General features: G+C 70.8%; 21 protein-coding genes. 6 read left to right on the top strand and 15 right to left on the bottom strand.

Annotated features, from left to right (window positions below):
- The first annotated feature begins 3 nt into the window (after positions 1-3).
- Both J7E87_RS36620 and J7E87_RS31305 read left to right on the top strand, forming a co-directional pair.
- Positions 4-153, top strand: coding sequence for a trp operon leader peptide (locus J7E87_RS36620; RefSeq protein ID WP_215097992.1), 150 nt, complete (start codon positions 4-6; stop codon positions 151-153).
- Between the two features lie 93 nt (positions 154-246).
- The gene (locus J7E87_RS31305) at positions 247-2190 is read left to right on the top strand and encodes an anthranilate synthase family protein (protein WP_215097991.1); all 1944 of its coding nucleotides are present in this window, start codon (positions 247-249) and stop codon (positions 2188-2190) included.
- A 210-nt stretch (positions 2191-2400) separates the two neighbouring features.
- Here J7E87_RS31305 and J7E87_RS31300 read toward each other — a convergent pair whose 3' ends face one another.
- The 4 genes from J7E87_RS31300 to J7E87_RS31285 all read right to left on the bottom strand — a co-directional run bounded on the left by J7E87_RS31300 (position 2401) and on the right by J7E87_RS31285 (position 6322).
- Positions 2401-3429 carry a 6-phosphofructokinase gene (locus tag J7E87_RS31300; RefSeq protein ID WP_215097990.1) on the bottom strand — a complete coding sequence of 343 codons (1029 nt, stop codon included), beginning with the start codon at positions 3427-3429 and terminating at the stop codon, positions 2401-2403.
- A gap of 199 nt (positions 3430-3628) precedes the next feature.
- On the bottom strand, positions 3629-4300 hold the full coding sequence (locus J7E87_RS31295; RefSeq protein ID WP_215097989.1) for a response regulator transcription factor: 672 nt from the start codon (positions 4298-4300) through the stop codon (positions 3629-3631).
- Positions 4297-5505 carry a MacS family sensor histidine kinase gene (gene macS / locus J7E87_RS31290; RefSeq protein ID WP_215097988.1) on the bottom strand — a complete coding sequence of 403 codons (1209 nt, stop codon included), beginning with the start codon at positions 5503-5505 and terminating at the stop codon, positions 4297-4299. The genes J7E87_RS31295 and macS overlap by 4 nt, the downstream gene beginning before the upstream one ends.
- 28 nt (positions 5506-5533) lie before the next feature.
- Positions 5534-6322: a 1-acyl-sn-glycerol-3-phosphate acyltransferase gene (locus J7E87_RS31285; protein ID WP_215097987.1), complete on the bottom strand. Its 789-nt coding sequence runs from the start codon at positions 6320-6322 to the stop codon at positions 5534-5536.
- Positions 6323-6470: 148 nt separating this feature from the next.
- On the opposite strand from J7E87_RS31285, the gene J7E87_RS31280 reads away from it, so the two are divergent.
- A complete protein-coding gene (locus tag J7E87_RS31280; RefSeq protein WP_215097986.1) occupies positions 6471-7250 on the top strand; it encodes a carboxylesterase in 780 nt (259 codons plus the stop codon).
- Complete coding sequence (locus J7E87_RS31275; RefSeq protein ID WP_215097985.1) at positions 7243-7866, top strand: hypothetical protein; 624 nt, start codon at positions 7243-7245, stop codon at positions 7864-7866. The genes J7E87_RS31280 and J7E87_RS31275 overlap by 8 nt, the downstream gene beginning before the upstream one ends.
- 102 nt (positions 7867-7968) lie before the next feature.
- On the opposite strand, the gene J7E87_RS31270 is transcribed toward J7E87_RS31275, so the two are convergent.
- From J7E87_RS31270 to J7E87_RS31245, 6 genes are all read right to left on the bottom strand, one after another.
- On the bottom strand, positions 7969-8730 hold the full coding sequence (locus tag J7E87_RS31270) for an endonuclease/exonuclease/phosphatase family protein (RefSeq protein ID WP_215097984.1): 762 nt from the start codon (positions 8728-8730) through the stop codon (positions 7969-7971).
- A gap of 201 nt (positions 8731-8931) precedes the next feature.
- Positions 8932-9873, bottom strand: coding sequence for an ROK family glucokinase (locus tag J7E87_RS31265; protein ID WP_215097983.1), 942 nt, complete (start codon positions 9871-9873; stop codon positions 8932-8934).
- Between the two features lie 66 nt (positions 9874-9939).
- A complete protein-coding gene (locus J7E87_RS31260) occupies positions 9940-10380 on the bottom strand; it encodes a DUF5304 domain-containing protein (protein WP_215097982.1) in 441 nt (146 codons plus the stop codon).
- Between the two features lie 77 nt (positions 10381-10457).
- Positions 10458-11681, bottom strand: coding sequence for an ArsA family ATPase (locus J7E87_RS31255; protein ID WP_215097981.1), 1224 nt, complete (start codon positions 11679-11681; stop codon positions 10458-10460).
- Positions 11681-12130 carry an SRPBCC family protein gene (locus J7E87_RS31250; RefSeq protein WP_215097980.1) on the bottom strand — a complete coding sequence of 150 codons (450 nt, stop codon included), beginning with the start codon at positions 12128-12130 and terminating at the stop codon, positions 11681-11683. Before J7E87_RS31250 ends, J7E87_RS31255 begins: the two co-directional genes overlap by 1 nt.
- A 70-nt stretch (positions 12131-12200) precedes the next feature.
- Positions 12201-12968 (bottom strand): metallophosphoesterase, encoded by a 768-nt coding sequence (locus J7E87_RS31245; RefSeq protein WP_215097979.1) that lies wholly within the window; start codon positions 12966-12968, stop codon positions 12201-12203.
- 289 nt (positions 12969-13257) lie between these two features.
- On the opposite strand from J7E87_RS31245, the gene J7E87_RS31240 reads away from it, so the two are divergent.
- Entirely contained in the window at positions 13258-15054 is a 1797-nt protein-coding gene (locus J7E87_RS31240; RefSeq protein ID WP_215097978.1) for a long-chain fatty acid--CoA ligase, read from the top strand.
- 28 nt (positions 15055-15082) lie between these two features.
- Here the strand turns inward: J7E87_RS31240 and J7E87_RS31235 are convergent, their stop codons facing one another.
- On the bottom strand, positions 15083-16702 hold the full coding sequence (locus J7E87_RS31235) for a GMC oxidoreductase (RefSeq protein WP_215097977.1): 1620 nt from the start codon (positions 16700-16702) through the stop codon (positions 15083-15085).
- An 86-nt stretch (positions 16703-16788) separates the two neighbouring features.
- Positions 16789-17931, bottom strand: coding sequence for a glycosyltransferase family 4 protein (locus tag J7E87_RS31230; RefSeq protein WP_215097976.1), 1143 nt, complete (start codon positions 17929-17931; stop codon positions 16789-16791).
- 100 nt (positions 17932-18031) lie between these two features.
- On the opposite strand from J7E87_RS31230, the gene J7E87_RS31225 reads away from it, so the two are divergent.
- Positions 18032-19354 (top strand): glycosyltransferase 87 family protein, encoded by a 1323-nt coding sequence (locus J7E87_RS31225; RefSeq protein WP_215097975.1) that lies wholly within the window; start codon positions 18032-18034, stop codon positions 19352-19354.
- On the opposite strand, the gene J7E87_RS31220 is transcribed toward J7E87_RS31225, so the two are convergent.
- The 3 genes from J7E87_RS31220 to J7E87_RS31210 all read right to left on the bottom strand — a co-directional run bounded on the left by J7E87_RS31220 (position 19308) and on the right by J7E87_RS31210 (position 22809).
- Positions 19308-20540, bottom strand: coding sequence for a hypothetical protein (locus J7E87_RS31220; protein WP_215097974.1), 1233 nt, complete (start codon positions 20538-20540; stop codon positions 19308-19310). The two genes, J7E87_RS31225 and J7E87_RS31220, sit on opposite strands and share 47 nt — an antisense overlap.
- A gap of 41 nt (positions 20541-20581) precedes the next feature.
- Complete coding sequence (locus J7E87_RS31215; RefSeq protein WP_308313140.1) at positions 20582-21610, bottom strand: NlpC/P60 family protein; 1029 nt, start codon at positions 21608-21610, stop codon at positions 20582-20584.
- 173 nt (positions 21611-21783) lie between these two features.
- Positions 21784-22809, bottom strand: coding sequence for a C40 family peptidase (locus J7E87_RS31210; RefSeq protein WP_215097973.1), 1026 nt, complete (start codon positions 22807-22809; stop codon positions 21784-21786).
- Between the last annotated feature and the right edge of the window lie 20 nt (positions 22810-22829).

Raw genomic sequence — 22829 nt, 5'->3', positions numbered from 1 at the left:
GGCATGATCCGCCCGCGCACCGCGGCCGTCCGCTTCCCGGACGCGCTGCGGTGCCGCGGGCGGATGCGTCATTGCGGATGCGTTATTGTCGGCGTCATGTTCGCGCACTCGACCCAGACCTGGTGGTGGACCGCTCATCCGGCGGCCCACTGACTGCGCGTACACACAGCTCGCGAAGGCCGCCCCGAGGGGCGGCCTTTCCCGTTTCCGCGGGCCGTTCCTCCCACTCGGAAGGAACACACACCGATGCCTATCAGCAGACTGCTCGACGACGACTGCCCGCCCTTCGCGCTGCTGCGCAGACGTACTCCCGGCCACGATCACGACACCGTCGAGGTCCTGATCGGCGCCGTGCACGAGGTCGGGTCGCTCGCGGACATCCCGGTCACGGACCGTCCCTCGCTGGCCCTGATCCCCTTCCGCCAGATCAGGGAGCGCGGCTTCGACGTACGCGACGACGGCACTCCGCTGTCCGTGCTCGTCGCCGACGAGACGTACGAACTGCCGCTCGCCGAGGCCCTCAAGTCACTGCCGGCGCACGAGGTCCGCGTCGAGGACGGGGGCTTCGACGTCGACGACGAGGAGTACGCGGGGATCGTCCGGCGCGTCATCGAGGACGAGATCGGCCGGGGCGAGGGCGCGAACTTCGTCATCCGTCGCACCTACACCGGCCGGATCCCCGGCTTCGGCCGGGCCGACGCTCTGGCCCTGTTCCGGCGGCTGCTGGCCGGCGAGCGCGGCGCGTACTGGACCTTCGTCGTGCACACCGGAAACAGGGGGCCCGAAGGACCTTCCTTGGAAGGGCGGCGGCGGGAGACGGGCGGGCGCACCCTCGTCGGCGCCAGCCCGGAGGTCCATGTCCGGATGAGCGGCGGCACCGTCGTGATGAACCCGATCAGCGGCACCTTCCGCTATCCGCCCGAGGGCCCGACCCCCGAGGCGCTGCTCGGCTTCCTCGGCGACCGCAAGGAGCGCGAGGAGCTCTCCATGGTCGTCGACGAAGAGCTGAAAATGATGTGCACCGTCGGTGACATGGGCGGCGTCGTGGTCGGGCCCCGGCTCAAGGAAATGGCTCATCTCGCCCACACCGAGTACGAGTTGCGCGGCCGCTCCTCGCTCGATGTGCGCGAGGTGCTGAAGGAGACGATGTTCGCGGCGACGGTCACCGGCTCGCCCGTGCAGAACGCCTGCCGGGTCATCGAGCGCCACGAGGTGGGCGGCCGCGGCTACTACGCGGGCGCGCTCGCGCTGATCGGCGGCGACGCGGGCGGCGGGCGGGAAGGACAGGCCGGCGCGCAGACGCTCGACTCCCCGATCCTGATCCGTACCGCCGACATCGACGCCGACGGCTCCCTGCGGGTGCCCGTCGGGGCGACCCTGGTGCGGCACTCCGACCCGGCGGGCGAGGTGGCCGAGACGCATGCCAAGGCGGCAGGCGTACTGGCCGCGCTGGGCGTGCGCCCCGGGCGGCCGCGGGAGCACGCCGAGCGCCCCAAGCTCGCCGACGATCCACGGGTGCGGGCGGCACTCGACGCCCGCCGCGCCGACCTCGCGCCGTTCTGGCTCCGGATGCAGGAGCGCTCCGCGCAGCTTTCGGGCCACGCCCTGGTCGTCGACGGCGAGGACACCTTCACCGCGATGCTGGCGCATCTGCTGCGCTCCACGGGCCTGGAGGTGACGGTACGGCGGTACGACGAGCCGGGCCTGCGCGAGATCGTCCTCGCGCACACCGGACCGGTGGTCCTCGGCCCGGGTCCTGGCGATCCGGCGGACGCGACCGACCCGAAGATGCGCTTCCTGCGCACGCTCGCCGCCGATCTGCTGCGCGATCACCGCCACGAACTGCTCGGAGTCTGCCTCGGCCATGAGCTGATGGCGGCCGAGCTGGGCCTGGAGATCGTACGGAAGGACGCGCCGTACCAGGGGGCGCAGGAGCGGATCGACTTCTTCGGGCGCGAGGAGACGGTGGGCTTCTACAACAGCTTCACGGCGCGCTGCGACGACGCGGCGGCGGCGGAACTGGGGGCGCACGGGGTTGAGGTCTGCCGCGCCCCGAACGGTGAGGTGCACGCGCTGCGCGGGCCGGGTTTCGCGGGCATCCAGTTCCACCCGGAGTCGGTGCTGACGATGCGGGGTCCGGCAGTCATCCACGACCTCCTGGCTTCGGCGACGCGGGCGGGCCGGGCCTGATTTCCCCCCGCCCGCCCTTGACCGGGCTCCGCCCCGGACCCGCGCCTCAAACGCCGGCGAGGCTGAACATGTCGGTCAGGGCGGCACCATCGAGCCCGTCCGGCGCTTGAGGCGCTGTGGGTCCCCCACGCCCGCAGGGCGCTGCCCCCCGCACGGGGTCCGGGGCAGCGCCCCCGGTTGAGGGAACGGGCGGGGTGGGGAACAGCCCGCTCAGCCGAAGAAGACCCCGACCTCCTCGTACAGTTTCGGGTTCACCGTCTTGAGTTTCGCCGTCGCCTCGGCAATCGGGACGCGCACGATGTCCGTGCCCTGCAGCGCGACCATCTTGCCGAAGTCCCCGTCCCGCACCGCCTCGATCGCGTGCAGCCCGAAGCGGGTGGCCAGCCAGCGGTCGAAGGCGCTCGGAGTGCCGCCGCGCTGGACATGGCCGAGGACGGTGGTGCGGGCCTCCTTGCCGGTACGCCGTTCGATCTCCTTGGCCAGCCACTCGCCGACGCCGGAGAGCCGGACATGTCCGAAGGAGTCGAGCGACCCGTCCTTGAGGACCGCCTCGCCGTCCTTGGGCATGGCGCCCTCGGCGACCACCACGATCGGGGCGTAGCTGGCCTTGAAACGCGACGTCACCCAGGCGCAGACCTGGTCGACGTCGAAGCGCTGCTCGGGGATGAGGATGACATTGGCGCCGCCGGCCAGACCGGAGTGCAGGGCGATCCAGCCCGCGTGACGCCCCATCACCTCCACGACCAGGACGCGCATGTGCGACTCGGCGGTGGTGTGCAGCCGGTCGATGGCCTCGGTCGCGATGCCGACCGCCGTGTCGAAGCCGAAGGTGTAGTCGGTGGCGGACAGGTCGTTGTCGATGGTCTTGGGCACTCCGACGCACTTGACGCCGTACTCGGCGTGGAGCCGCGTCGCGACGCCGAGCGTGTCCTCGCCGCCGATCACGATCAGCGCGTCCACCTCGTGCTTGGCGAGGTTCTCCTTGATGCGGCGGATGCCGCTCTCTTCCTTGAGGGGGTTGGTGCGCGAAGAGCCGAGGATGGTGCCGCCGCGGGGCAGAATGCCGCGGACGGCCGAGATGTCGAGCGGAATCGTGTCGGCTTCGAGGGGTCCGCGCCAGCCGTCGCGATAGCCGACGAATTCGTACGCGTACTCCTGCACGCCCTTGCGGACGACCCCACGGATGACGGCATTGAGCCCGGGGCAGTCGCCGCCCCCGGTCAGTACTCCGACGCGCATGGAAGATTTCCCTTCGCCTGGTGAGCCTTGTGACCGCCACGCTAATGGTGATCCAGGTCACTACGGGATGGGGCGAAAGGTCAATTCCTTGGTGTCACGCGACGGTTGACTCCCCGCCTTTCACTCGTACGAGTCTCGTACCGGCCGTGTACAGGCAGAAGGCAAACAGGCAGGCGGGCAGCAGGCACCGTGCCGGGCGTCAGACGTCGTCGAGACCCCGCTCGATCGCGTACCGCACGAGCTCGACACGGTTGTGCAGTTGGAGCTTGCCGAGGGTGTTCTGCACGTGGTTCTGGACGGTGCGGTGCGAGATGACGAGCCGCTCGGCGATCTGCTTGTACGAGAGCCCCTTCGCCACCAGCCGCAGGACCTCGGTCTCCCGGTCGGTCAGCTGCGGTGCCTTCGGCTCGTCCGCGGCCATCGGGACGGGCTCGGACGCCAGGCGGCGGTACTCACCGAGCACCAGGCCCGCGAGGCCCGGCGTGAACACCGGGTCGCCGACGGCGGTGCGCCGCACGGCGTCGGTCAGCTCTTCCGTACTGGCCGACTTGAGCAGGTAGCCGGTCGCACCCGACTTCACCGCTTCCAGTACGTCAGCGTGCTCACCGCTGGCGGACAGCACCAGGACGCGCAGGCCGGGGTGGGAGCCGACGAGCTCCTTGCAGACCTGGACGCCCGGCATCCCGGGGAGATTGAGGTCGAGGACGAGGACGTCGGGCGCGACGGCCTTGGCTCGGCGCACGGCCTGCGGGCCGTCGCCGGCCGTCGCTACCACCTCGAAACCGGCCGCGGCCAGATCGCGGGCGACCGCGTCCCGCCACATCGGGTGGTCGTCGACGACCATCACCTTGATCGTCTGCTGGTCCGTCATATGACTGCCTTCCCCCGTGGAACTTTCAATTCGACTTCTGTGCCCTGGCCCGGGACCGAGATCAGCTCGGCCGAGCCGCCCAGATCCCGCAGCCGCCCGCGGATCGAGAGGGCGACTCCGAGCCGACCCTCACCCTCCGCCTGGGCGAGTCTGCCCTCCGGGATTCCCGGGCCGTCGTCCCGTACGGTCACGATCACCTCGTCCGGCCAGTCCTCGACCAGGATCCAGGCGTGGGCGTTCTCGCCGGCATGTCTGCGGACATTGTCCAGGGCGGCACTGACAGCGGCGCCGAGTTCCGCCGCCGCGGCGGCTGGGAGCAGTACCGGGGCGCCCGGTTCCGAGAGGGTCACCTTCGATCCGGCGTGCCGGGCCAGCAGCGAGCGCAGATCGTGCGGTTGGCCGCCGCCGGGCGGATCGTCGACGTCGACGGTGCGGACCACGGCACCGAGTGAGGCGTCCTCGGAGGCGCGCGTGGTGGGTACCAGACCACTGGAGACCAGGGTGCGCAGGGCGACCTCCTGCTCCCCCGCCATCCGGCCGAGCTCCTCGGCCTCGCCGCCCAGCGCCGTACCGCGTCGCTGCACCATGGCGAGCACTTGGAGCACGCCGTCGTGGATGTCGCGGGCCAGCCGCTCCCGCTCACGGGTAGCCGCCTCGATCTCCAGGGCGCGGGCGAGGGTGCGCTCGGACGCGCGGGCGACCTCGACCACGTAGCCGATGGCAATGGAGGCGACCCAGACCAGCAGGACGTTGTGGAAGGTGTCCCGGCTGGGCTGACCCCGCTCGATGATATTGGCGACGGCGACGAGCGAGGACGCGAAGCCCGCCCATCGCCAGCCGCCCTTGATGGCGAACGCCAGGACCGATCCGGCGGTCCATATCGTCGGCAGGGTCGGGCCGTCCTGCGTCTGGGCCTGCGCATCGGCCAGCGGCGTGAGCATGATCCCGGTCAGCGCGACGGTGAGATCGACGACCAGGAAGCGTTTGGTGCAGCGGGTCGCGTTGGCCACATTGGGGAGCGTGGCCAGAGTCCACAGGGACATCACCGCGAGGAAGGCGGCCGCCACCCATGGGCGCTCGAACTTGCCGGGGTTGAAGGCGAACAGGAGCACCGCGTAGACCATGGTCAGCAGGCGATAGGCAGCCAGCGCACGCCACAGCGGCAGCTCGACCGACATCCGTACGACACGCTCGCGCTTGGCCATATCCCCCACCCCAGGACGGACGGCGCGGCTACGCGGCCGGCCGGTCCGTCTTCTCCGCCTTGTCCGTGTTCCCCGGCTTGCCGGCCTTCGCGGCCTTTTCGGCCGCCGCCCTCTCGGCCTTCTCGGCCTTCTCCGCATCGGCGATCTGGCGCTTGGCGGCCGCCGCGTAGATGTCGACGTACTCCTGGCCGGAGAGCTTCATGATCTCGTACATGACCTCGTCGGTCACCGAGCGCAGGATGAAGCGGTCGCCCTCCATGCCGTAGTAACGGCTGAAGTCGAGCGGCTTGCCGATCCGGATCCCCGGGCGCATCAGCTTGGGGACCACCTTGCCGGGCGGCTGGATCTTCTCGGTGTCGATCATCGCGACCGGGATGACCGGAGCGCCGGTGGCCAGCGCCACGCGCGCGAGGCCGCCCGGCTTGCCGCGGTAGAGGCGGCCGTCCGGGGAGCGGGTGCCCTCCGGGTAGATGCCGAACAGGCCACCACCCTTGATGACATCTATCCCGGCCTTGATCGCCGCTTCACCCGCACCGCGCGCGCCCGAGCGGTCCACCGGGAGCTGCCCGACGCCCTTGAAGAAGGCGGCTGTCAGCCTGCCCTTGACCCCGGGCGATGTGAAGTACTCCGCCTTGGCGATGAAGGTGACCTTGCGGTCGAGCACCGCCGGCAGGAAGAACGAGTCCGAGAAGGACAGGTGGTTGCTCGCGAGGATCGCCGGCCCCTCGGCGGGAATGTTCTCGAGGCCCTCCACCCAAGGCCTGAAGGCAAGCTTCAGCGAGCCCCCGATGGAGAACTTCATAGCGCCGTAGATCAACTCGAGTGCCTCCTGTGTGCTGTCGAACAGACCTTATCCCGAGGTGTGTCGGTCATCCCTGTGCCGGGGGGCCTACGGACCTGGTCGGTGTCAGTCCGGTCGCGTACGGTGAAGTACACCTTCAGACACTCACGAACAGGAGACCCAGGTGCCGGTCCTTCCTGGAGCCGAGCCGTACCGCCATGAAGGCGGCGAGGTCGGCGTCCTCCTCTGTCACGGATTCACCGGTTCCCCGCAGTCGCTGCGCCCCTGGGCCGAGTATCTGGCGGAGCGCGGGCTGACCGTCTCCCTGCCGCTGCTCCCCGGGCACGGCACGCGCTGGGAGGACATGCAGGTCACCGGCTGGCAGGACTGGTACGCAGAGGTGGACCGCGAGCTGCGCGTGCTGGTCGAACGGTGCAGCCGGGTCTTCGTCTTCGGGCTCTCGATGGGCGCGGCGCTGACGCTGCGGCTCGCCGCGAAGCACGGGGACGCGGTCAGCGGCATCGTCGTGGTGAACCCGGCGAACAAGGTCCACGGCCTGTCGGCGTACGCCCTGCCCGTCGCGCGCCACTTCGTGCGCACGACGAAGGGGGTGACGAGCGACATCGCCAAGGAGGGCTCGGAGGAAGTCGGGTACGACCGGGTTCCGCTGCACGCCGCGCACTCCTTGCGGAACTTCTTCCGGCTGGTCGACGGCGAGCTGCCCCAGGTCACGCAGCCGATGGTGCTGCTGCACAGCCCGCAGGACCACGTGGTGCCGCCTGCCGACTCGGCCCGGATCCTCAGCCGGGTCTCCTCCACGGACGTCTCGGAAATCCTGCTGGAACAGAGCTACCACGTGGCGACGTTGGACCACGATGCGGAGCGGATTTTCGAGGAGAGTTACGCGTTCATCGGCCGCCTCGCTCCGAGTATCGGGAAGAAGGGGAGCACCACCGGTGGCTGAACAGCACGATGCGGACCGCGAGCCGCAGCCGATCGACGAGGAGGCCGTCTGGGCGGCCATCGTCGAGGGGTACGGCGAGGAGCCGGCCGACCCGCCGGGTGCCAAGCCGTTCAAGTCGGTGGAGGACCTCGCTCTGCTCGACGGTGATCTGAACAAGACGCCGAGGGACGACAGGGCGGCGGACGGCGAGCCCGATCCGGATCCCGATGCCGGGCCTGGCGCGGGACCTGAGGCGGTACCTGACGCTGACAAGCCCGCACTGCTGGGCAGCTCGATCACGTTCGCGCCCGGGGTCGGTGGCCCGCGCGACTACGCGGTGACCGAGGAGAAGGACGACGACCTCAACGAGGGCGACGAGAGCGACGAGGGCCACTTCGTACCGCCGGAGCCGCCGCCGCTGCCGGAGGCCGACGTCACGGCCAAGTTCGCCTGGCTGGCGGTGGTCGGCGGGCCGGTGCTGATGCTGGTCGCGGTGCTGCTGCAGTGGAACATGACGTGGTGGCTGACGACGCTCTGCGTCGGCGGCTTCCTCGGCGGCTTCGGCACGCTGGTGGCCCGGATGTCGCACGGCGACGACGAGGACGACGACGACCCCGGCCGCGGCGCGGTGGTCTGATTCCCGACGCCGCCCCCGCGCCGCTCGGCGCCGGGTCGCCTCGCGGGCTTGAGCCGTCCGCGGCCGCCTGCGGCAGCGGGACGCGGCTCAGTCGGCGCCCGGTCAGTGGGACGATGCGGCGGGGACGCGTAGCGCCGCCAGCACCGGCAGGTGGTCCGTCGCGGCGCGCAGATCGGCCCGGGTGATCCCCGGCAGGGTCAACGGCACCCCGCAGCCCAGCACTTCCACTCCCGGGGTGGCGAAAATCGCGTCGATCCGCTGGTGCGGGTCGTCCGGTGTCGAGGTGTGCTCGCCACCCCAGGGCGCGACGGCCCAGCCGTCCTGCAGCTCCCCCGCGAGCCTGCCGAAGCTCCGGCCGCTGGGCCGCTCGTTCAGGTCGCCCGCCGCGATCGCGTACGGCACGTCCATCGCCTTCAGCCGGTCCAGCAGCATCCCGGCCTGCGCATAGCGCTCGTCGCTCTGCAGGCTCAGATGGCAGCTGAGCAGCCCGATCCGGGCGCCCCCGATCCGCACGACGGCCGTGGCGAAGCCGCGCCGGTGCTGGCCAGGGGTGAGGGGCAGCAGCACGTCCTCCGTGCGCTCCACGGTCGCGCGCAGCGAGCAGAGCAGCAGCGGCCCGGCGGCGGTGGCTCCGCCGGTCAGCACCACCAGCTCGCTCCTGGCGGCCAGCCGTGCCGCGTGCTTGCGCCAGCGGAAGAAGCGCGGGGCCTCCTGGATGAACACCAGGTCGGGCCGGCACGCGCGGATCACCCGCACCAGGGCGTCCTCGTCGTCGCGCATGGAGCGGATGTTGTAGCTGAGCACCCGGATCACGGCCGAACCGTCCGGCTCGGTGCGGGAGTTTGGCAGTGCGGTGATCGCCATGCGCAGCAAGATACGCGGGTGCGGCGCGTTTCCGGGGCTCCGCCCCGGGCCCGCCCCCTACGCCCTGGCGGGCGTAGGGGGACCCCCAGTCCTCAATGGCCGGACGGGCTGAACTTCAGCCCGTCCGGCCATTGAGGGCGAACGCTCAGCGCGTCCGGGGTGCCGAAAATCAAGCCCGTCCGGCAATCGAGGACGAAGATCTCAGCCCTGCCGGGCCAGGTCCGCCGCGCCCACCAGGCCCGCCCTGCCGCCCAGTTGCGCGGCCACCACCTGGGCATGCGGACGCCAACGCCCGCCGATCAGCCAGCGGCGGAAGGACTTGCGGATCGGGTCGAGCACCAGCTCCCCCTCGTCGGAGAGGCCGCCGCCGACGATGAACGCGGACGGGTCGAAGAGCGAGGCCAGGTCGGCCAGGCCCGCACCCACCCAGCGGGCCAGTTCGCGGTACGAGTCGACGGCAACCGGGTCACCCTGCCGCGCCGCCTCGCTGATGTGCCTGCCCTCGATGCCCTCGACCGTGCCGTCGCCGAGGCCGAGCAGGATCTCGGCGTTCTCCGGGGTGGCGTTGGCGCGCTGCTTGCCGTAGCGCACCAGAGCGCGCCCGGAGGCGTACTGCTCCCAGCAGCCCTGGCTGCCGCAGCCGCACAGGAGACCGTCCGGGACGACCCGGATGTGGCCGAACTCCGCCGCAACGCCGAAGCGTCCGCGGCGCAGCTTGTTGCCGATGATGATGCCGCCGCCGAGCCCGGTGCCGAGGGTGATGCAGATGACGTCCTCGTGGCCCTGGCCGGCACCGAAGCGGTACTCGCCCCAGGCCGCCGCGTTCGCGTCGTTCTCGACGACCACCGGAAGGCCGACGCGCTGCTCGACCTTGTCCTTCAGCGGCTCGTGGCGCCAGTCGATGTTCGGCGCGAACAGCACGGTGGCACGCTTGTCGTCGACGTATCCGGCTGCGCCGATGCCGACCGCCTCGATCTGGTGCCCCTCGCCGGCTCCGGCGACAGCCGAGCAGATCGCGTCGACGATGCCCTGAGCGGTCGACGGGGTGGGCACCTTGTGCGTTTCGAGGATGGTGCCCTCTTCGTCGACCACGCCCGCCGCGATCTTCGTGCCGCCGATGTCGACGCCGATGGTGAGTCCCATGTGTCCCTCAGTTTTCGGTCGAGCCCCGCTACCGCCAACCGTACCCGAGGGAGGGGCACGCCCTGGTCAGTCCAGGTCGATGTGCTCGCTCGCCCCGGGGCCGTCGTCACGCGGGTCCTGGTCGTCCTTGGGGGCGGTGGACCGCTGGGTCCAGCGTCGCTCATGGCCCTCGACGGCTGATCGATACGCGGCGAGCAGCTCGCCGCCCGCCGCCGTGAGGTGGTCGAAGACCTCCGGGTTGCGCTCGATGACCGGCTCGACGGCGGCCTTCGCCTGGTTGACCAGCTGCTGCACGGTGTTCTGCGCGGCCATGCCCGGCAGCGACGTCTGGAACGAGGAGACCTTCTCGGCGACCGCGTCGAGGAGCTTGCGCAGCTCCTCACCTGCCGAGCCGGGCGGCGTTCCGTACTGCGCGCGGCGGCGGGCCCGCTCCGCCTCCAGATCCTCGGCACACGCCTTGGCCCAGGCGTCGTCGTCGACGGAGGGACGCTCGGTGGCATCGCTCATGGCGTACTCCTGCGGAAGAACTGGCGGAGGAATGGAGGCTTCGTACGCTCGACGGTACCCGAATGGAGGCGGCGCGTTCAGCGGGCCCGCGGCCACAGCTCGGGGTCCGGCTGGAAGCGGACCCGCAGCATGCCGTCCGTGAGTCCCGCGCCCGCCACCGTGCAGCGGCGCAGCGCGGAGGGCAGCGGCACGATCCTGCGGAACGCTCCGGCGGTGACGAGGAGTTCATCCCCTCGGCGGACGAGTGCGAGCTCCTCCTTGACGGCGCCGGGCAGCGGAAGCTCCCAGACGAAGACGCTGTCGGAGCCGTGCCCCTCCGCGACCCGCCATGGGTCGTCGCGTCGCTCGCCGCGGTCCCGGTGCGGTGCGGCGGCCTCGCCGGCTTTGTCGGCTTCTTCGGCGAGCCCGTCGCCGGTATCGAGGAGGGCGAGGTCGTCGAGGCCGCGCGGGTCCCGGCCGAGGTGGGGCACCTCGCGGAGCGAGCTTTTGGGCGTCCACTCCCCGTACCAGTCAGTAAGGCACTTCTCCTGCTGTGCGTAGAGGGTCGCGAGCCAGCAGTCGGCAGAGTCCCGCGGCAGGATCCGGTTCGGTACGAGGGTCTCGACCGGCAGTCCGTACAGCGCGAGCCCCGCGCGGGCGGTGCGCAGGGCGTCGGCGGCCGCGGGGCCCGGCTCGGCGACCACCCGCAGGGTCGTGCCGGAGGATTCGATCATGGCCTGGACGCCTGCCAGTTCGCTGTCCCAGCGGGCCGTGGTCTCGTACAGCCACTGCGCGGGCATCGGCACACCGGCGAGCTGAGCGAGCATCGGGCGCAGCGCCCGGGCGGCCTGCCGTTCCGCCGGAAGCAGGCGGCGCAGATAGCGGCGCAGCTGTTCGGGCAGGGCGAGCAGGGCGATGGTCTCGCGCAGCGGGGGCATGTCCAGGACGACGACGTCCCAGTCGCCCGCGGCGGACTTCAGCGCGCCCAGCAGGGCGAACTGCTCGCTGCCGGGGAGCTCGGTCAGTTCCTCGTCCTCGAGCCGCGCCGCGCCCAGCAGATCGAGCCCGGCGGCGCCGCGCTCCTGGAGCGCGAGGAACTCGGCGCGGAAGTCGGCGCCGGAGTCGATGCGGGCGGCCCACAGGCCGTCCGTGATCCTGTCCGGTTCGTCGGGGCGGCCGGTGACGGGCGCGGCGAACACGTCGCCCGGCTCGGCGGAGAGGAACAGGGCGCGGCTGCCGCGCCGGGCCGCGGCGAGCGCGGTGGCAGCGGCGACGGTGGTCCGGCCCGCGCCGCCGAGGCCGGTGACGAGGACCGTGCGCATCAGACGGCGGGCCCGCTCTCGACGCGCTTCTTCAGACCGGCCAGGGCGCGGTCGATGATGACCTTCTCGGCCTTGCGCTTGATCATGCCGAGCATGGGGATCTTGACGTCTACGGTGAGCTGGTAGGTGACCTCGGTGCGGTCGCCGCCGCCGACCGCGGCAAGGGTGTACGAACCGTCGATCGCGCGCAGCATCTGGGACTTCACCAGCGTCCAGCTGACCTCGTTCTCGCCGTTCCAGGTGTACGCGAGGGTGTGGTCGTCCTTGATCGCGCCGGCGTCGAGCACCAGCCGGACCTGCTCGGCGCGGCCCTTGGCGTCGGTGGCGAGCACCTTGGCCTCCTTCACCTCGCCGGTCCACTCGGGGTAACGGGCGAAGTCGGAGATCACGCCCATCACGTCGGCCGGCGCCGCCTCGATCGTGATGCTCGAGCTGGTGTGTTCCGCCATCGCTGCGGCTCCTCACAGTGCGGTACGAACCGGGGGTGGTGTGGGGTGCAGGCTATCGCGACCCGGCTGGTCACCACTCCAGGGTCCAGGGCCGACCGGTCGAGGCGAAATGCCCGACGTTCACGCACTCCGTCGCGCCGACGCGCATCCGGCGGGTGAGCGGCTGGTGGACATGGCCGAAGAGGGCGTACCGGGGCCGGGTGCGGCGGATGGCTTCGAGCAGGGCGCGGCTGCCGCGCTCGAAGCGGCGCGCGACCGTGTCGTACGTCAGCTCGGGGACCTCCGGCGGGATGTGCGAGCAGAGCACGTCGACCTCCCCGAGCGCCTCGACCTTTGCGGCGAACTCCTCGTCGGAGATCTCGTACGGAGTGCGCATCGGCGTGCGCAACCCACCGCCGACGAAGCCGAAGACGAGGCCGCCGATCTCGGTGCGCTCGCCGTCGAGAACGGTGGTGCCCGGTCGCGCATACTCCGACCAGAGGGTCGGCATGTCGACATTGCCGTATGTGGCGTACGTCGGGTTGGGGAAGGCCGCGAACAGCTCGGCGTACTGGCGGCGTACGGCCGACTCGATGGCGGACTCCCGGTCCATCTCCAGCTCTGCCCAGAGTCGTTGCCCCAGCTCGCGGGCCGCGTCGTAGCGGCGGGCGGTGCGCAGTTCCACGATCAGATCGGCGTTCTCGACGCCGAAGAGGTCGGGGAAGATGCCGCGCGAGTGGTCGGCGTAGTCGAGGAAGAGCACGAGGTCACCGAGGCAGATGAGCGCGTCCGCGCCGTCCCCCGCCTTGGCGAGATCTTTGGCATTGCCGTGCACGTCACTGACCACGTTGACTCGCATGCCTCGCATGGTGATCACCCTAAAACTCCGGCTTGGGACGCGGTAGAGCGGGGCGGACCAGCCGTTCTTCCGAGTCGTCATGAGTGTGGACTACTCTGCGCGAAGCACTGCCATACACGTGTGACAGAGAGAACATCTGGCCGGAACCCCCTATCCGGAACCGAGTACTGGTGGGTAACGTCCGGGCAGTCCAGTCGTGCTCACCCCACTGAGCACCTGCCCGATCTTGGACCGCAGCCGGTGCATCACACAGAGCCGTGGCGCCGGCGCCCGATGAGGAGCAGCAGTCTTGCGCGAGTTCAGCCTTCCGGCCCTGTACGAGGTCCCCGCGGACGGCAACCTGACGGATCTCATCCGCCGCAATGCCGCGCAGCATCCCGATGTCGCAGTGATGGGCAGAAAGGTGGCCGGCGTCTGGACGGACGTCACAGCCACCCAGTTCCTCGCCGAGGTGCGGGCCGCCGCCAAGGGCCTGATCGCCGCCGGCGTTCAGCCCGGCGACCGGGTCGCCCTGATGTCTCGCACCCGGTACGAGTGGGTGCAACTGGACTTCGCGATCTGGAGCGCGGGCGCGGTCACCGTGCCGGTGTACGAAACCAGCTCCCCCGAGCAGGTCCAGTGGATACTCGGTGACTCCGGCGCGGTCGCGGTGATCGTCGAGGGCGAGGCGCACACCGCCGCCGTCGAGTCCGTACGCGACCGGCTGCCCAGCCTGCGCCACAGCTGGCAGATCGAGCGGGGCGCGATCGAGCAACTGACCGCCGCCGGCGCCGAGATCACCGACTCGCTGCTCGACGAGCGCAGCGGGAGCTCCCGGGCGGATGACCCGGCGACCATCGTCTACACGTCCGGGACCACCGGCCGCCCCAAGGGCTGTGTGCTCACCCACCGCGCCTTCTTCGCGGAGATCGGCAACCTGGTCGAGCGCCTCAAGCCCCTCTTCCGTACCGGCGAGAGCTCGGTGCTGCTCTTCCTGCCGACCGCGCATGTCTTCGGTCGCATGGTCGAGCTCGCGGCCGTGATGGCGCCGATCAAGCTCGGTTGTGTACCGGACATCAAGAACCTCACCGACGAGCTCGCCTCCTTCCGGCCGACGCTGATCCTCGGTGTGCCGCGTGTCTTCGAGAAGGTCTACAACTCCGCGCGCGCCAAGGCGCAGGCGGACGGCAAGGGCAAGATCTTCGACAAGGCCGCGCAGACGGCGATCACCTACAGCTGCGCGCTGGGCACCCCCGAGGGGCCCTCGATCGGTCTGAAGTTCAAGCACAAGGTCTTCGACAGGCTCGTCTACAGCAAGCTGCGTGCGGTGCTGGGCGGGCGCGGTGAGTACGCGGTCTCCGGCGGCGCGCCGCTGGGCGAGCGGCTCGGGCACTTCTTCCGCGGCATCGGCTTCACGGTGCTGGAGGGCTACGGCCTCACCGAGTCGTGCGCGGCGACCGCGTTCAACCCGTGGGACCGGCAGAAGATCGGCACGGTCGGTCAGCCGCTGCCGGGCTCGGTGGTGCGGATCGCGGACGACGGCGAGGTGCTGCTGCACGGCGAGCATCTCTTCCAGGGCTACTGGAACAACGAGGCGGCGACCACGGAGGCGCTGGCCGACGGCTGGTTCCACACGGGTGACATCGGCACGCTGGACGAGGACGGATACCTCGCGATCACGGGCCGCAAGAAGGAGATCCTGGTCACCGCGGGCGGCAAGAACGTCGCTCCCGCGGTGATCGAGGACCGCATCCGCGCACACGCGCTGGTCGCGGAGTGCATGGTGGTGGGCGACGGACGGCCGTTCGTGGGCGCGCTGGTCACCATCGACGAGGAATTCCTGGGGCGTTGGGTCTCGGACCACGGAAAGCCGGCCGGTTCGACCGCGGCCTCGCTGCGCGACGACGTGGATCTGCTCGCGGAGGTCCAGCAGGCGGTGGATGAGGGCAACGCGGCTGTCTCCAAGGCGGAGTCGGTGCGGAAGTTCAGGATCCTTGACTCCCAGTTCACTGAAGAGGCGGGACACATCACGCCGTCGCTGAAGCTGAAGCGCAATGTGGTGGCGAAGGACTTCGCCGACGAGATCGAGGCGATCTACCGCGGCTGAACGGCCGCTGACAGCCCTTGGCCAGAGGTCAGCCGCTGGGGTCCTCGGCGAGGATCCGGGTCATGTTCCGTTCGGCGAGCGCCGTGATGGTGACGAACGGATTAACCCCGATCGAGCCGGGGACCAGGGCGCCGTCGGTGACGTACAGCCCTGAATACCCTTTGGCACGGCCGTAGTTGTCGGTGGCCCGGCCCAGTACGCAGCCGCCCAGCGGGTGGTACGTGAAGTCGTCGGCGAAGGTCTTGTTGCCGCCGAAGAGGTCGTACCGGTAGATGGTGACGTTGGCCCTGTTGACGCGGTCGAAGAGCGATTTGGCCGCTTTGACGGAGGGCTGGTTCTGCGACCGGGTCCAGTTGAGCCTGGCCGAGTCGGTCGCCGCGTCGTACGAGAAGCTGCCGCGCTCGGGGTTCTTGGTGATCGCCAGATAGAGGCTGATCCAGTGCTCGAACCCCATCGGCAGCGGCGCTATCTCGGCGAAGACGGGGTTGGTGGGGTTGGCCCAGTCGTCGATGCCCAGGGTGGGCATGGTCGCCTGGTTCGCCCCGACGGTGTCCCAGATGTGGTTGGCGCGGCCGGTCATCACATTGCCGTTGTGGCCCCAGCCCTTGCCGACCTCGGTGCTGAGTCCGGGCAGGGTGCCCTTCTCCCGGGCGCGCAGCAGGAGTTCGGTGCTGCCGATACTGCCGGCGCCGAGGAAGAGCTGCTTGCAGCCGATCTCCGTGGTCTCGACGACGCGGCCCGCGGTGTCCGTGCGCTCCACGGTCAGGACGTAGCCGCCGCCCGGCTCCGGCCGGATGCCTCTGGCCCGGCTCATGGTCTCGATGGTGACGTTGCCGGTGCCGAGCGCGGCGGCGAGATAGGTCTTGTCGAGGCTGCGTTTGCCGTGGTTGTTGCCGTAGATGACCTCGCCGGCGAGCGCCGACCTGGTGGCCTGTCCGGCGGCTTCGCGCTGCATGTAGCCGAAGTCGTAGACGTTCGGCACGAAGACGGTCTTCAGTCCGGCGTTCTGGGCGTGCTTGCGCGAGATCCGCGAGAAGCGGTACCACTCGGTGGACTCGAACCAGGCCGGATCGACGGTGTTGACGCCGAGCATCCGGCGGGCCAGCGGGAAGTACGTGCCGTACATCTCCGCGGCGTCGACCTGGGGCAGCACCTCGGAGAAGTACGGACGCGGCGGGGTCACCGCCATTCCGCCGTTGACCAGCGATCCGCCGCCGACTCCCCGGCCGACGAAGACGGACATCTCGGCGTAGCGGACCCGGTCGAGGACACCGGGGTAGGAGCTGATGTCCTTGTTGACGACATCCAGCCAGAGGAAGGTTGCGAGCGGCGCCTCGGTGCGGGTGCGGAACCACATGGAGCGCTGATCGGGCGCTCCGGTGCTACAGAAGATCTTTCCGTCCGGGCCCGGGGTGTCCCAGAGCCGGCCCATCTCCAGGACCAGGGTGCGCACGCCCGCCTCGCCGAGGCGGAGGGCGGCGACGGCGGCGCCGTAGCCGGAACCGATCACGACGGCGGGGGCGTAGTCGGCGGCCGTGGGCTGTACGGCGGCTGCCGAGGAGAGACCAATGCGGGTGAAGCCGAGCGCGGCCGCTGTCTGCAGGGCGGCGACGCCCAGCAGTTGACGGCGCGTCAGATGTGATGTCATGTCCGGAGCATGGGCGAAATCTCACCATCCGCCCATGCTCCGCGCGACCTAAAACTGACGCCCCATCAAAAAAGACTTTACGCAGCTCAGAGAAGTGTCCGAAGTTTCTCGGCCAGCAGGTCCCAGCGCCACTTCTCCTCGACCCACTCCCGGCCTCGCTCCCCCATCCGCTGCCGCAGCCCGGGATCCTCGAGCAGGGCCACGATCCGCTCGGCCGACTCCTTCGCCGAGCCGCCGCGGACCACCCAGCCCGTCTCTCCGTCGAGTACGGCGTCGGGGGCGCCGCCCGAATCGCCCGCGACGACGGGCAGGCCGGTCGCCGATGCCTCCAGATACACGATTCCGAGGCCCTCGACGTCCAGACCGCCCCTTCGGGTACGGCAGGGCATCGCGAAGACATCGCCGGCGCCGTAGTGGGCCGGCAGCTCCTCCCAGGGCACGGGGCCGGTGAAGCGGACCGACTGTGCGACCCCGGTCTCGTCCGCCAGCTTCCGCAGATCCTTCTCGTACGGACCGCCGCCGACGATCAGCAGTACCGCGTCCGGCACCTTCGCCAGGATCTCGGGCATCGCCAGAATCAGTGTGTCCTGGCCCTTGCGCGGCACCAGCCGCGATACGCACACCACCACCGGCCGGCCGGCGAGCCCCAGGCGCTCCCGGACCGCGTCCCCGCCCGAGCCCGGATGGAATGTCTTCTCATCGACACCGGGCGGCAGTTGGACCATGCGGCCGGCCGCTTGAGGCGTCAGCGCGGCGGCTATGCGGGAGCGCGTGTACTCACCCAGATAGGTGATCGTGTCCGTGCCCTCACCGATCCGCCGCAGCAGCTGCCGGGAGACGGGCAGCTGCGCCCAGCCCGCCTCGTGTCCGTGCGCGGTGGCCACCAGCCGCCGCGCCCCGGCCCCGCGCAGGGCGGGCGCCATCAGACCGAGCGGGGCGGCGGCCCCGAACCACACGGATTGGCAGCCGTGCTCGCGCAGCAGCTGGGTCGCCCTCCGGGTCACGCGCGGAGTCGGCAGCAGCATCGTCGTACGGTCCCGTACGACGGTGAAGGGCTGCTCGGCATCGAACGCGGCGGTCGCCTCGGCACCCTCGCGGCCGCGCTTCCAGGTGGAGGCGTATACGACGACCTGCTCCGGGTCCAGCCGCAGCGCCATGTTGTGCAGGAACGCCTGGATGCCGCCGGGCCTGGGCGGAAAGTCGTTGGTCACGATCAAGGTCTTGTGCATCGCCGCCGACAGTACCGAACGGCCCCGCCTCACCGCTCACGCGCAGCCCTGCCCGGCATCATGGGCACCCATAATTCCGCATGAATGGGATGAGGTGCTCATGGCGGGCGCAAGCGGCAGCGGTACGCGGCTTCCCCTCGCGGAACGGACTCTCGCGCTGTGGACCCTCCCGGTGAGGATCACCCCGGTGTGGATCACCCCGGTTTGGATCCTCACGCTGTGGATCGTCACCAGGACCGCACTGCTGCTCTGCGTGTTCCAGGTCGTCATCTTCCCCGGCCCCGATGTGACCAGCGACATCTCGGTGATCTACCGAGGCTGGTACGAGGTGCTGAAGACCGGCACCTTCCCGCTGAACGACGTCACCTGGCAGTACCCGCCCGCCGCCGCTCTCGCGATCCTCTCCCCCGCCCTGCTGCCCTTCCTCGGCTACACATCGGCCTTCTTCGTCCTCACCCTGCTCTGCGACGCGCTCGTACTGAGCCTTCTGCTCCCCGCCGGCGGGCGGCCCGGCAAGTCGCAGCGCGGCAGCTGGGTGTGGGTCGCGGGAGTGCCGCTGCTGGGGCCCACCGCGTACGCCCGCTACGACCTGATGGTCACGGCCGTCGCCGTCGCCGCCCTGCTGGCCGGGGCACGCCATCCGCGCACCATGGGCGCCCTGGCGGGCTTCGGCGCCCTGCTGAAGGTCTGGCCGCTGCTGCTGATCGTGGGCACCCCGCGCGGCCCGGCCACCCGCCGCGCCTGGGCCGCCGCGACGGGCACTGCGGCCGCCCTGGCGCTGCTGTTCATCGCGTCCATGCCGGGGGCGCTTGCGTTCCTCACCTTCCAGCGCGACCGGGGCACCGAGATCGAGTCGCTGGGCGCCCTGGTCTTCCATGTGGCGCGGTACTTCGGCTGGCAGGGCGAGGTGCTGCTGAACTACGGGTCGGTGGAGTTCGTCGGCCCGTACGTCTCGCTCGTCTCCACGCTCGCCCTCGCCCTCACCGTCCTCGCCTTCGGCTGGCTGGCGCTGTGGCGGCTGCGGGCCAAGAAGTTCGCGCCGAGCACACCGTGCGACGCGGCGTTCTGCGCGGTGCTGCTGTTCACCACCACAAGCCGGGTGATCAGCCCCCAGTACATGATCTGGCTGGTCGGCCTGGCCGCCGCCTGCCTGGCCTTCCGGGGCAGCCGGATGGTCCTGCCGGGCGGACTGGTGCTGGCCGGCACCGGGGTCACGCTGCTGGAGTTCCCCGTCTGGTTCTCGCACGTGGTGGCCGGCGACCCGCTGGGCGTGCTGCTGCTGGCCGTACGCAATGGGCTGCTGGTCGCGGCGACGCTGACGGCGTGCCTGCGACTGTGGCGGCAGACAGTGGGCGAACCGTGCCGGAGGCTGCGGCTCAGCCGTTCAGCCGCTCGCGCAGATAGTCCCGCCAGCGCACCGTGAAGTCCTCCCGCGTCGTGCCCAGTACATCGCTCATCGCCTTCTCGACCGCGGCCGACCGGTGCTTCCCCCCGCCGACGGCCCGGTAGAACGACGCCAGCTTCTTCTCGCCCCAGCGCGCGGCGATCAGCTCGCAGGCCAGCCAGCCGCCCTCGTACGCGCGCGCCAGCTTGTCCCCGTCGCCGTCGAAGGCGAAGTCCTCGTCGGACGGCAGCGCGGCCGGCACATGGCCGCGCATGACCGCGCGCTCGAGTTCGGGGGCGGTCTGCCCGGCACTACGGCCGGTGCCTCGGTACGCCACCCAGTCCGCGAAGCCCTCCGAGAGCCACATCGGGGTGGCCGCCGAGGTGTAGGCCCGCGTGGCCACATGGGCCGCCTCATGCGTGAGCACGATGCCCTGGCCGAAGGCGCCGAGCACGCCGTACGCCTCGGGGTTGACGATCACCCGGTCCGCGGGCGCTGCTCCGGCCTCACCGGTCTCGCCCGTGGTGAGCGCCGCGATCCCCCGGTACCCGGCCGCGGGCGCCCCCATCAGCCTTCCCATGGCGTCCAGCGATGCGGGGACCAGGATCACCACGCGCCCGGCCCAGGGGGACGGCCAGGCGTCCGAGACAGCGGGCACGGCCCGGTCGGCGTTCGCCGCGAGGGCGCGCAGCCGCTTCACGTCCTGGCCGACGGCAAGGACCAGGCTCCGCCTGCCCCGGACGACCTGGACGTCGCCCTGCTGCCAGAGCTGCTGGCCGCCCCGCTCGCTCGCGTGGTCGGCCGTGATGAACCAGCGGCCCTCGCGTTCGGCCAGCTCCAGCGTCCGGGAGGCGGTCACCGTAGCGGTGTCGTAACCGTCGATGCGGTAGCGCAGTTCGGCCTCTGCGACCGCCCGCCGGCCCTGCCGCTTCACATCGCTCAGCCGGTACTCCCAGGAGCGCAGCGGCACATCCGCCAGGTTCTGGAACTCCCTGCGCTCCGTCGCCCGCAGCGCAGGGGCCCGGGGATCGAGCGCGTCCAGATAGGAGCTCTCGTCATGTCCGAGGACGGCGGACGCTCGCCCGTCCAGTGTGCGCTGGATGTCCCGCATCGTTGTGTCGGACGCCTCGGGGGCCGCGCAGCCGGACACCAGCAGAGCGGCGGCGAGGACCGGCCCCGCCGCACGTCGTACTGCCCGACGCCCTCCGCGCCCCTGACCCGCCACGTGCTCGATCGTACGGAACGCGGCGCGGAACGGAACGCGGCTCAGACCCGGGTGACCGACGAGATCGGCATCATGCCGACCGGGTCGTAGCGCACCGGCGCACCGGGGTAGGGCGCGTGCACGACCTGCCCGTTGCCCATGTACATCCCGATATGGCTGGCGTCGCTGCGGTACGCCACGAGGTCGCCGGGCCGCGCCTCGGACAGCGAGATCTGCCGGCCGGCGTACCGCTGCGCCTGCGAGGTGCGCGGCAGCCCGACGCCCGCCTGCGCGTACGACCACTGCGTGAGCCCCGAACAGTCGAACCCGGAGGGCCCGTTGGCGCCCCACACATAGGGGCGGCCGACGGCGCTGCGGGCCGCCATCACCGCGGCGGCCGCCCGCGGGGAGGCAGGCGCGAGGCCGGAGAGCGCGGGCAGGGACTCGCGGCCGGAGCGCGACGCCCGGTCGAAGGCGGCGCGGTCGCCGGACGGCAGGGAGTTCAGCAGCCGCCGCGCCTCGGCGAGTTTGCGCTCGACGGCGCGCTTGTGGCCGACGACGGCGGTCCGGCTGCGCTCCAGCTCCGCGAGGTCGCGGGAGGCCTCCGCGCGCTCCTGGCCGAGTCTTCGCTGGGCCCGCCGGAGGTCCTGCAGGTCGGTCGCCTGCCGCTCGCTGATCCGGTCCAGGGTGGCCGCTTTGTCGAGGTAGCTGTCCGGGTCCTCGGAGAGCAGCAGGGCGAGCGCGGGGTCCATGCCGCCCGACCGGTACTGCGCCCCCGCGACCGAACCGAGCGCTCCCCGCATCCGGTTGACGCGCTCCTGGCCGCGGGCCACGCTGTCCTGCGCCTGCGCCACCTGCTCACGCAGCCGCTCGACCCGCTCACCGGCCTTGTTGAAGTGCTCGGTGGCCTGCTCGGCCTCCTCGTACAGCCGGTCGACCCTGGCCCGGGCGCTCTCCGCGGTCTGATGCGGGTCGGCGCTCGCCGGTGCGCCCCCGAGCGCCGCGGCGGCCGTTGCCGCCGCGGCGGACAGGACGGTGACCCGGACACTCTGAGTGAGACCGGACTGTGTAAGCCGTCGATGGGGCGCCACGTGCCGCGCTCCCTTCCGCTGTACGAGGGATGTTGCGCGGCAGACAGTAGCCGGGCGATCACACAGCGACCAACGGCCCTGACATGCACAGAAAGTGACGCCCCGCCCGAGACCACAGGTCACCGGCAGGGCGCGACGTCAGCTACAGGCGCGGGAAATCGCCCGATTGGGCGTCAGATACGTACGCCGAACTGGAACGGCATGTTGTTGATCGACTCGTAGCGCACGCTGGCGCCGGGCTTCGGGGCGTGCAGCACCTGGCCGTTGCCCGCATAGAAGCCGACGTGGTGCATGTCGCCGTAGAAGATGACCAGATCGCCCTGCTGGAGTCCGCCCTGGGAGTAGATGCGGGTGCCGGCGTTGGCCTGCGACTGGGAGGTGCGCGGTATGGAGACACCGGCCTGGGCGTACGCCCACGAGGTCAGTCCGGAGCAGTCGAAGGAGCTGGGACCGGATGCGCCGTAGACGTACGGCGAGCCGATCTTGCTCTGCGCGGCGGAGAACGCGGCGGACGCGCGCTGCGAGGCCGGGACCGCGTTGCCGAGGTCCGCTCGCGAGCTGGCGCGGTTGGCGCGGGACTCGTCGGCGGCGAGCGCGGCGCGCTCCGACGCGGTGAGCGTATTGAGGAGCTTCTGCGCGGAGGCGAGCTTGGTCTGGACTTCCTTCTTCTTGGTGCCCAGCTGCTTGCGCGTGTCGGCGAGGTCGCCGAGCTTGTCCTGGGCCTCCTGGCGCTGCTGCGCGAGGGTCCGCTGCTTGGCCTGGATCTCGGAAAGCGCCTCAGTCTGCTTGGCGCCCAACTGGTCCAGCGCGGAGGCCTTGTCGAGGTAGCTGTCCGGGTCCGCGGAGAGGAAGAGCTGCACTGCGGGGTCGATGCCACCGGAGCGGTACTGGGCGCTCGCCACCGAACCGAGGCCGTCGCGCAGGGTGTTGAGCTCGTCCTGTCCGCGGGCGACCTTGTCCTGCAGCGCGTCGACCTGCTTCTCGAGCTTCTCCTGCTGCTCCTTGGCCCCGTTGTACTTCTCGGTGGCCTTCTCCGCCTCTTCGTAGAGCTTGTCGACCTTCTCCTTGACCTCGCTCTTGCTCGGCTGCGGGTCGGCCTGGGCGGCCTGGGAAGTAAGGGCCACGGCCGCGGCGGCGGTCGCGGTGAGCACGGTCACACGGGTGCGGCTCGGCTGCTTGGGACGACGGTGGGACGCCACGAAGGCGAGCTCCTTCTTCC

Origin of the sequence: Streptomyces sp. ISL-1, assembly GCF_018614585.1 — a bacterium.
In the GTDB taxonomy this organism is placed as follows: Bacteria; Actinomycetota; Actinomycetes; order Streptomycetales; family Streptomycetaceae; genus Streptomyces; species Streptomyces maoxianensis.
This window is presented reverse-complemented; position numbering and strand designations above follow the sequence as displayed.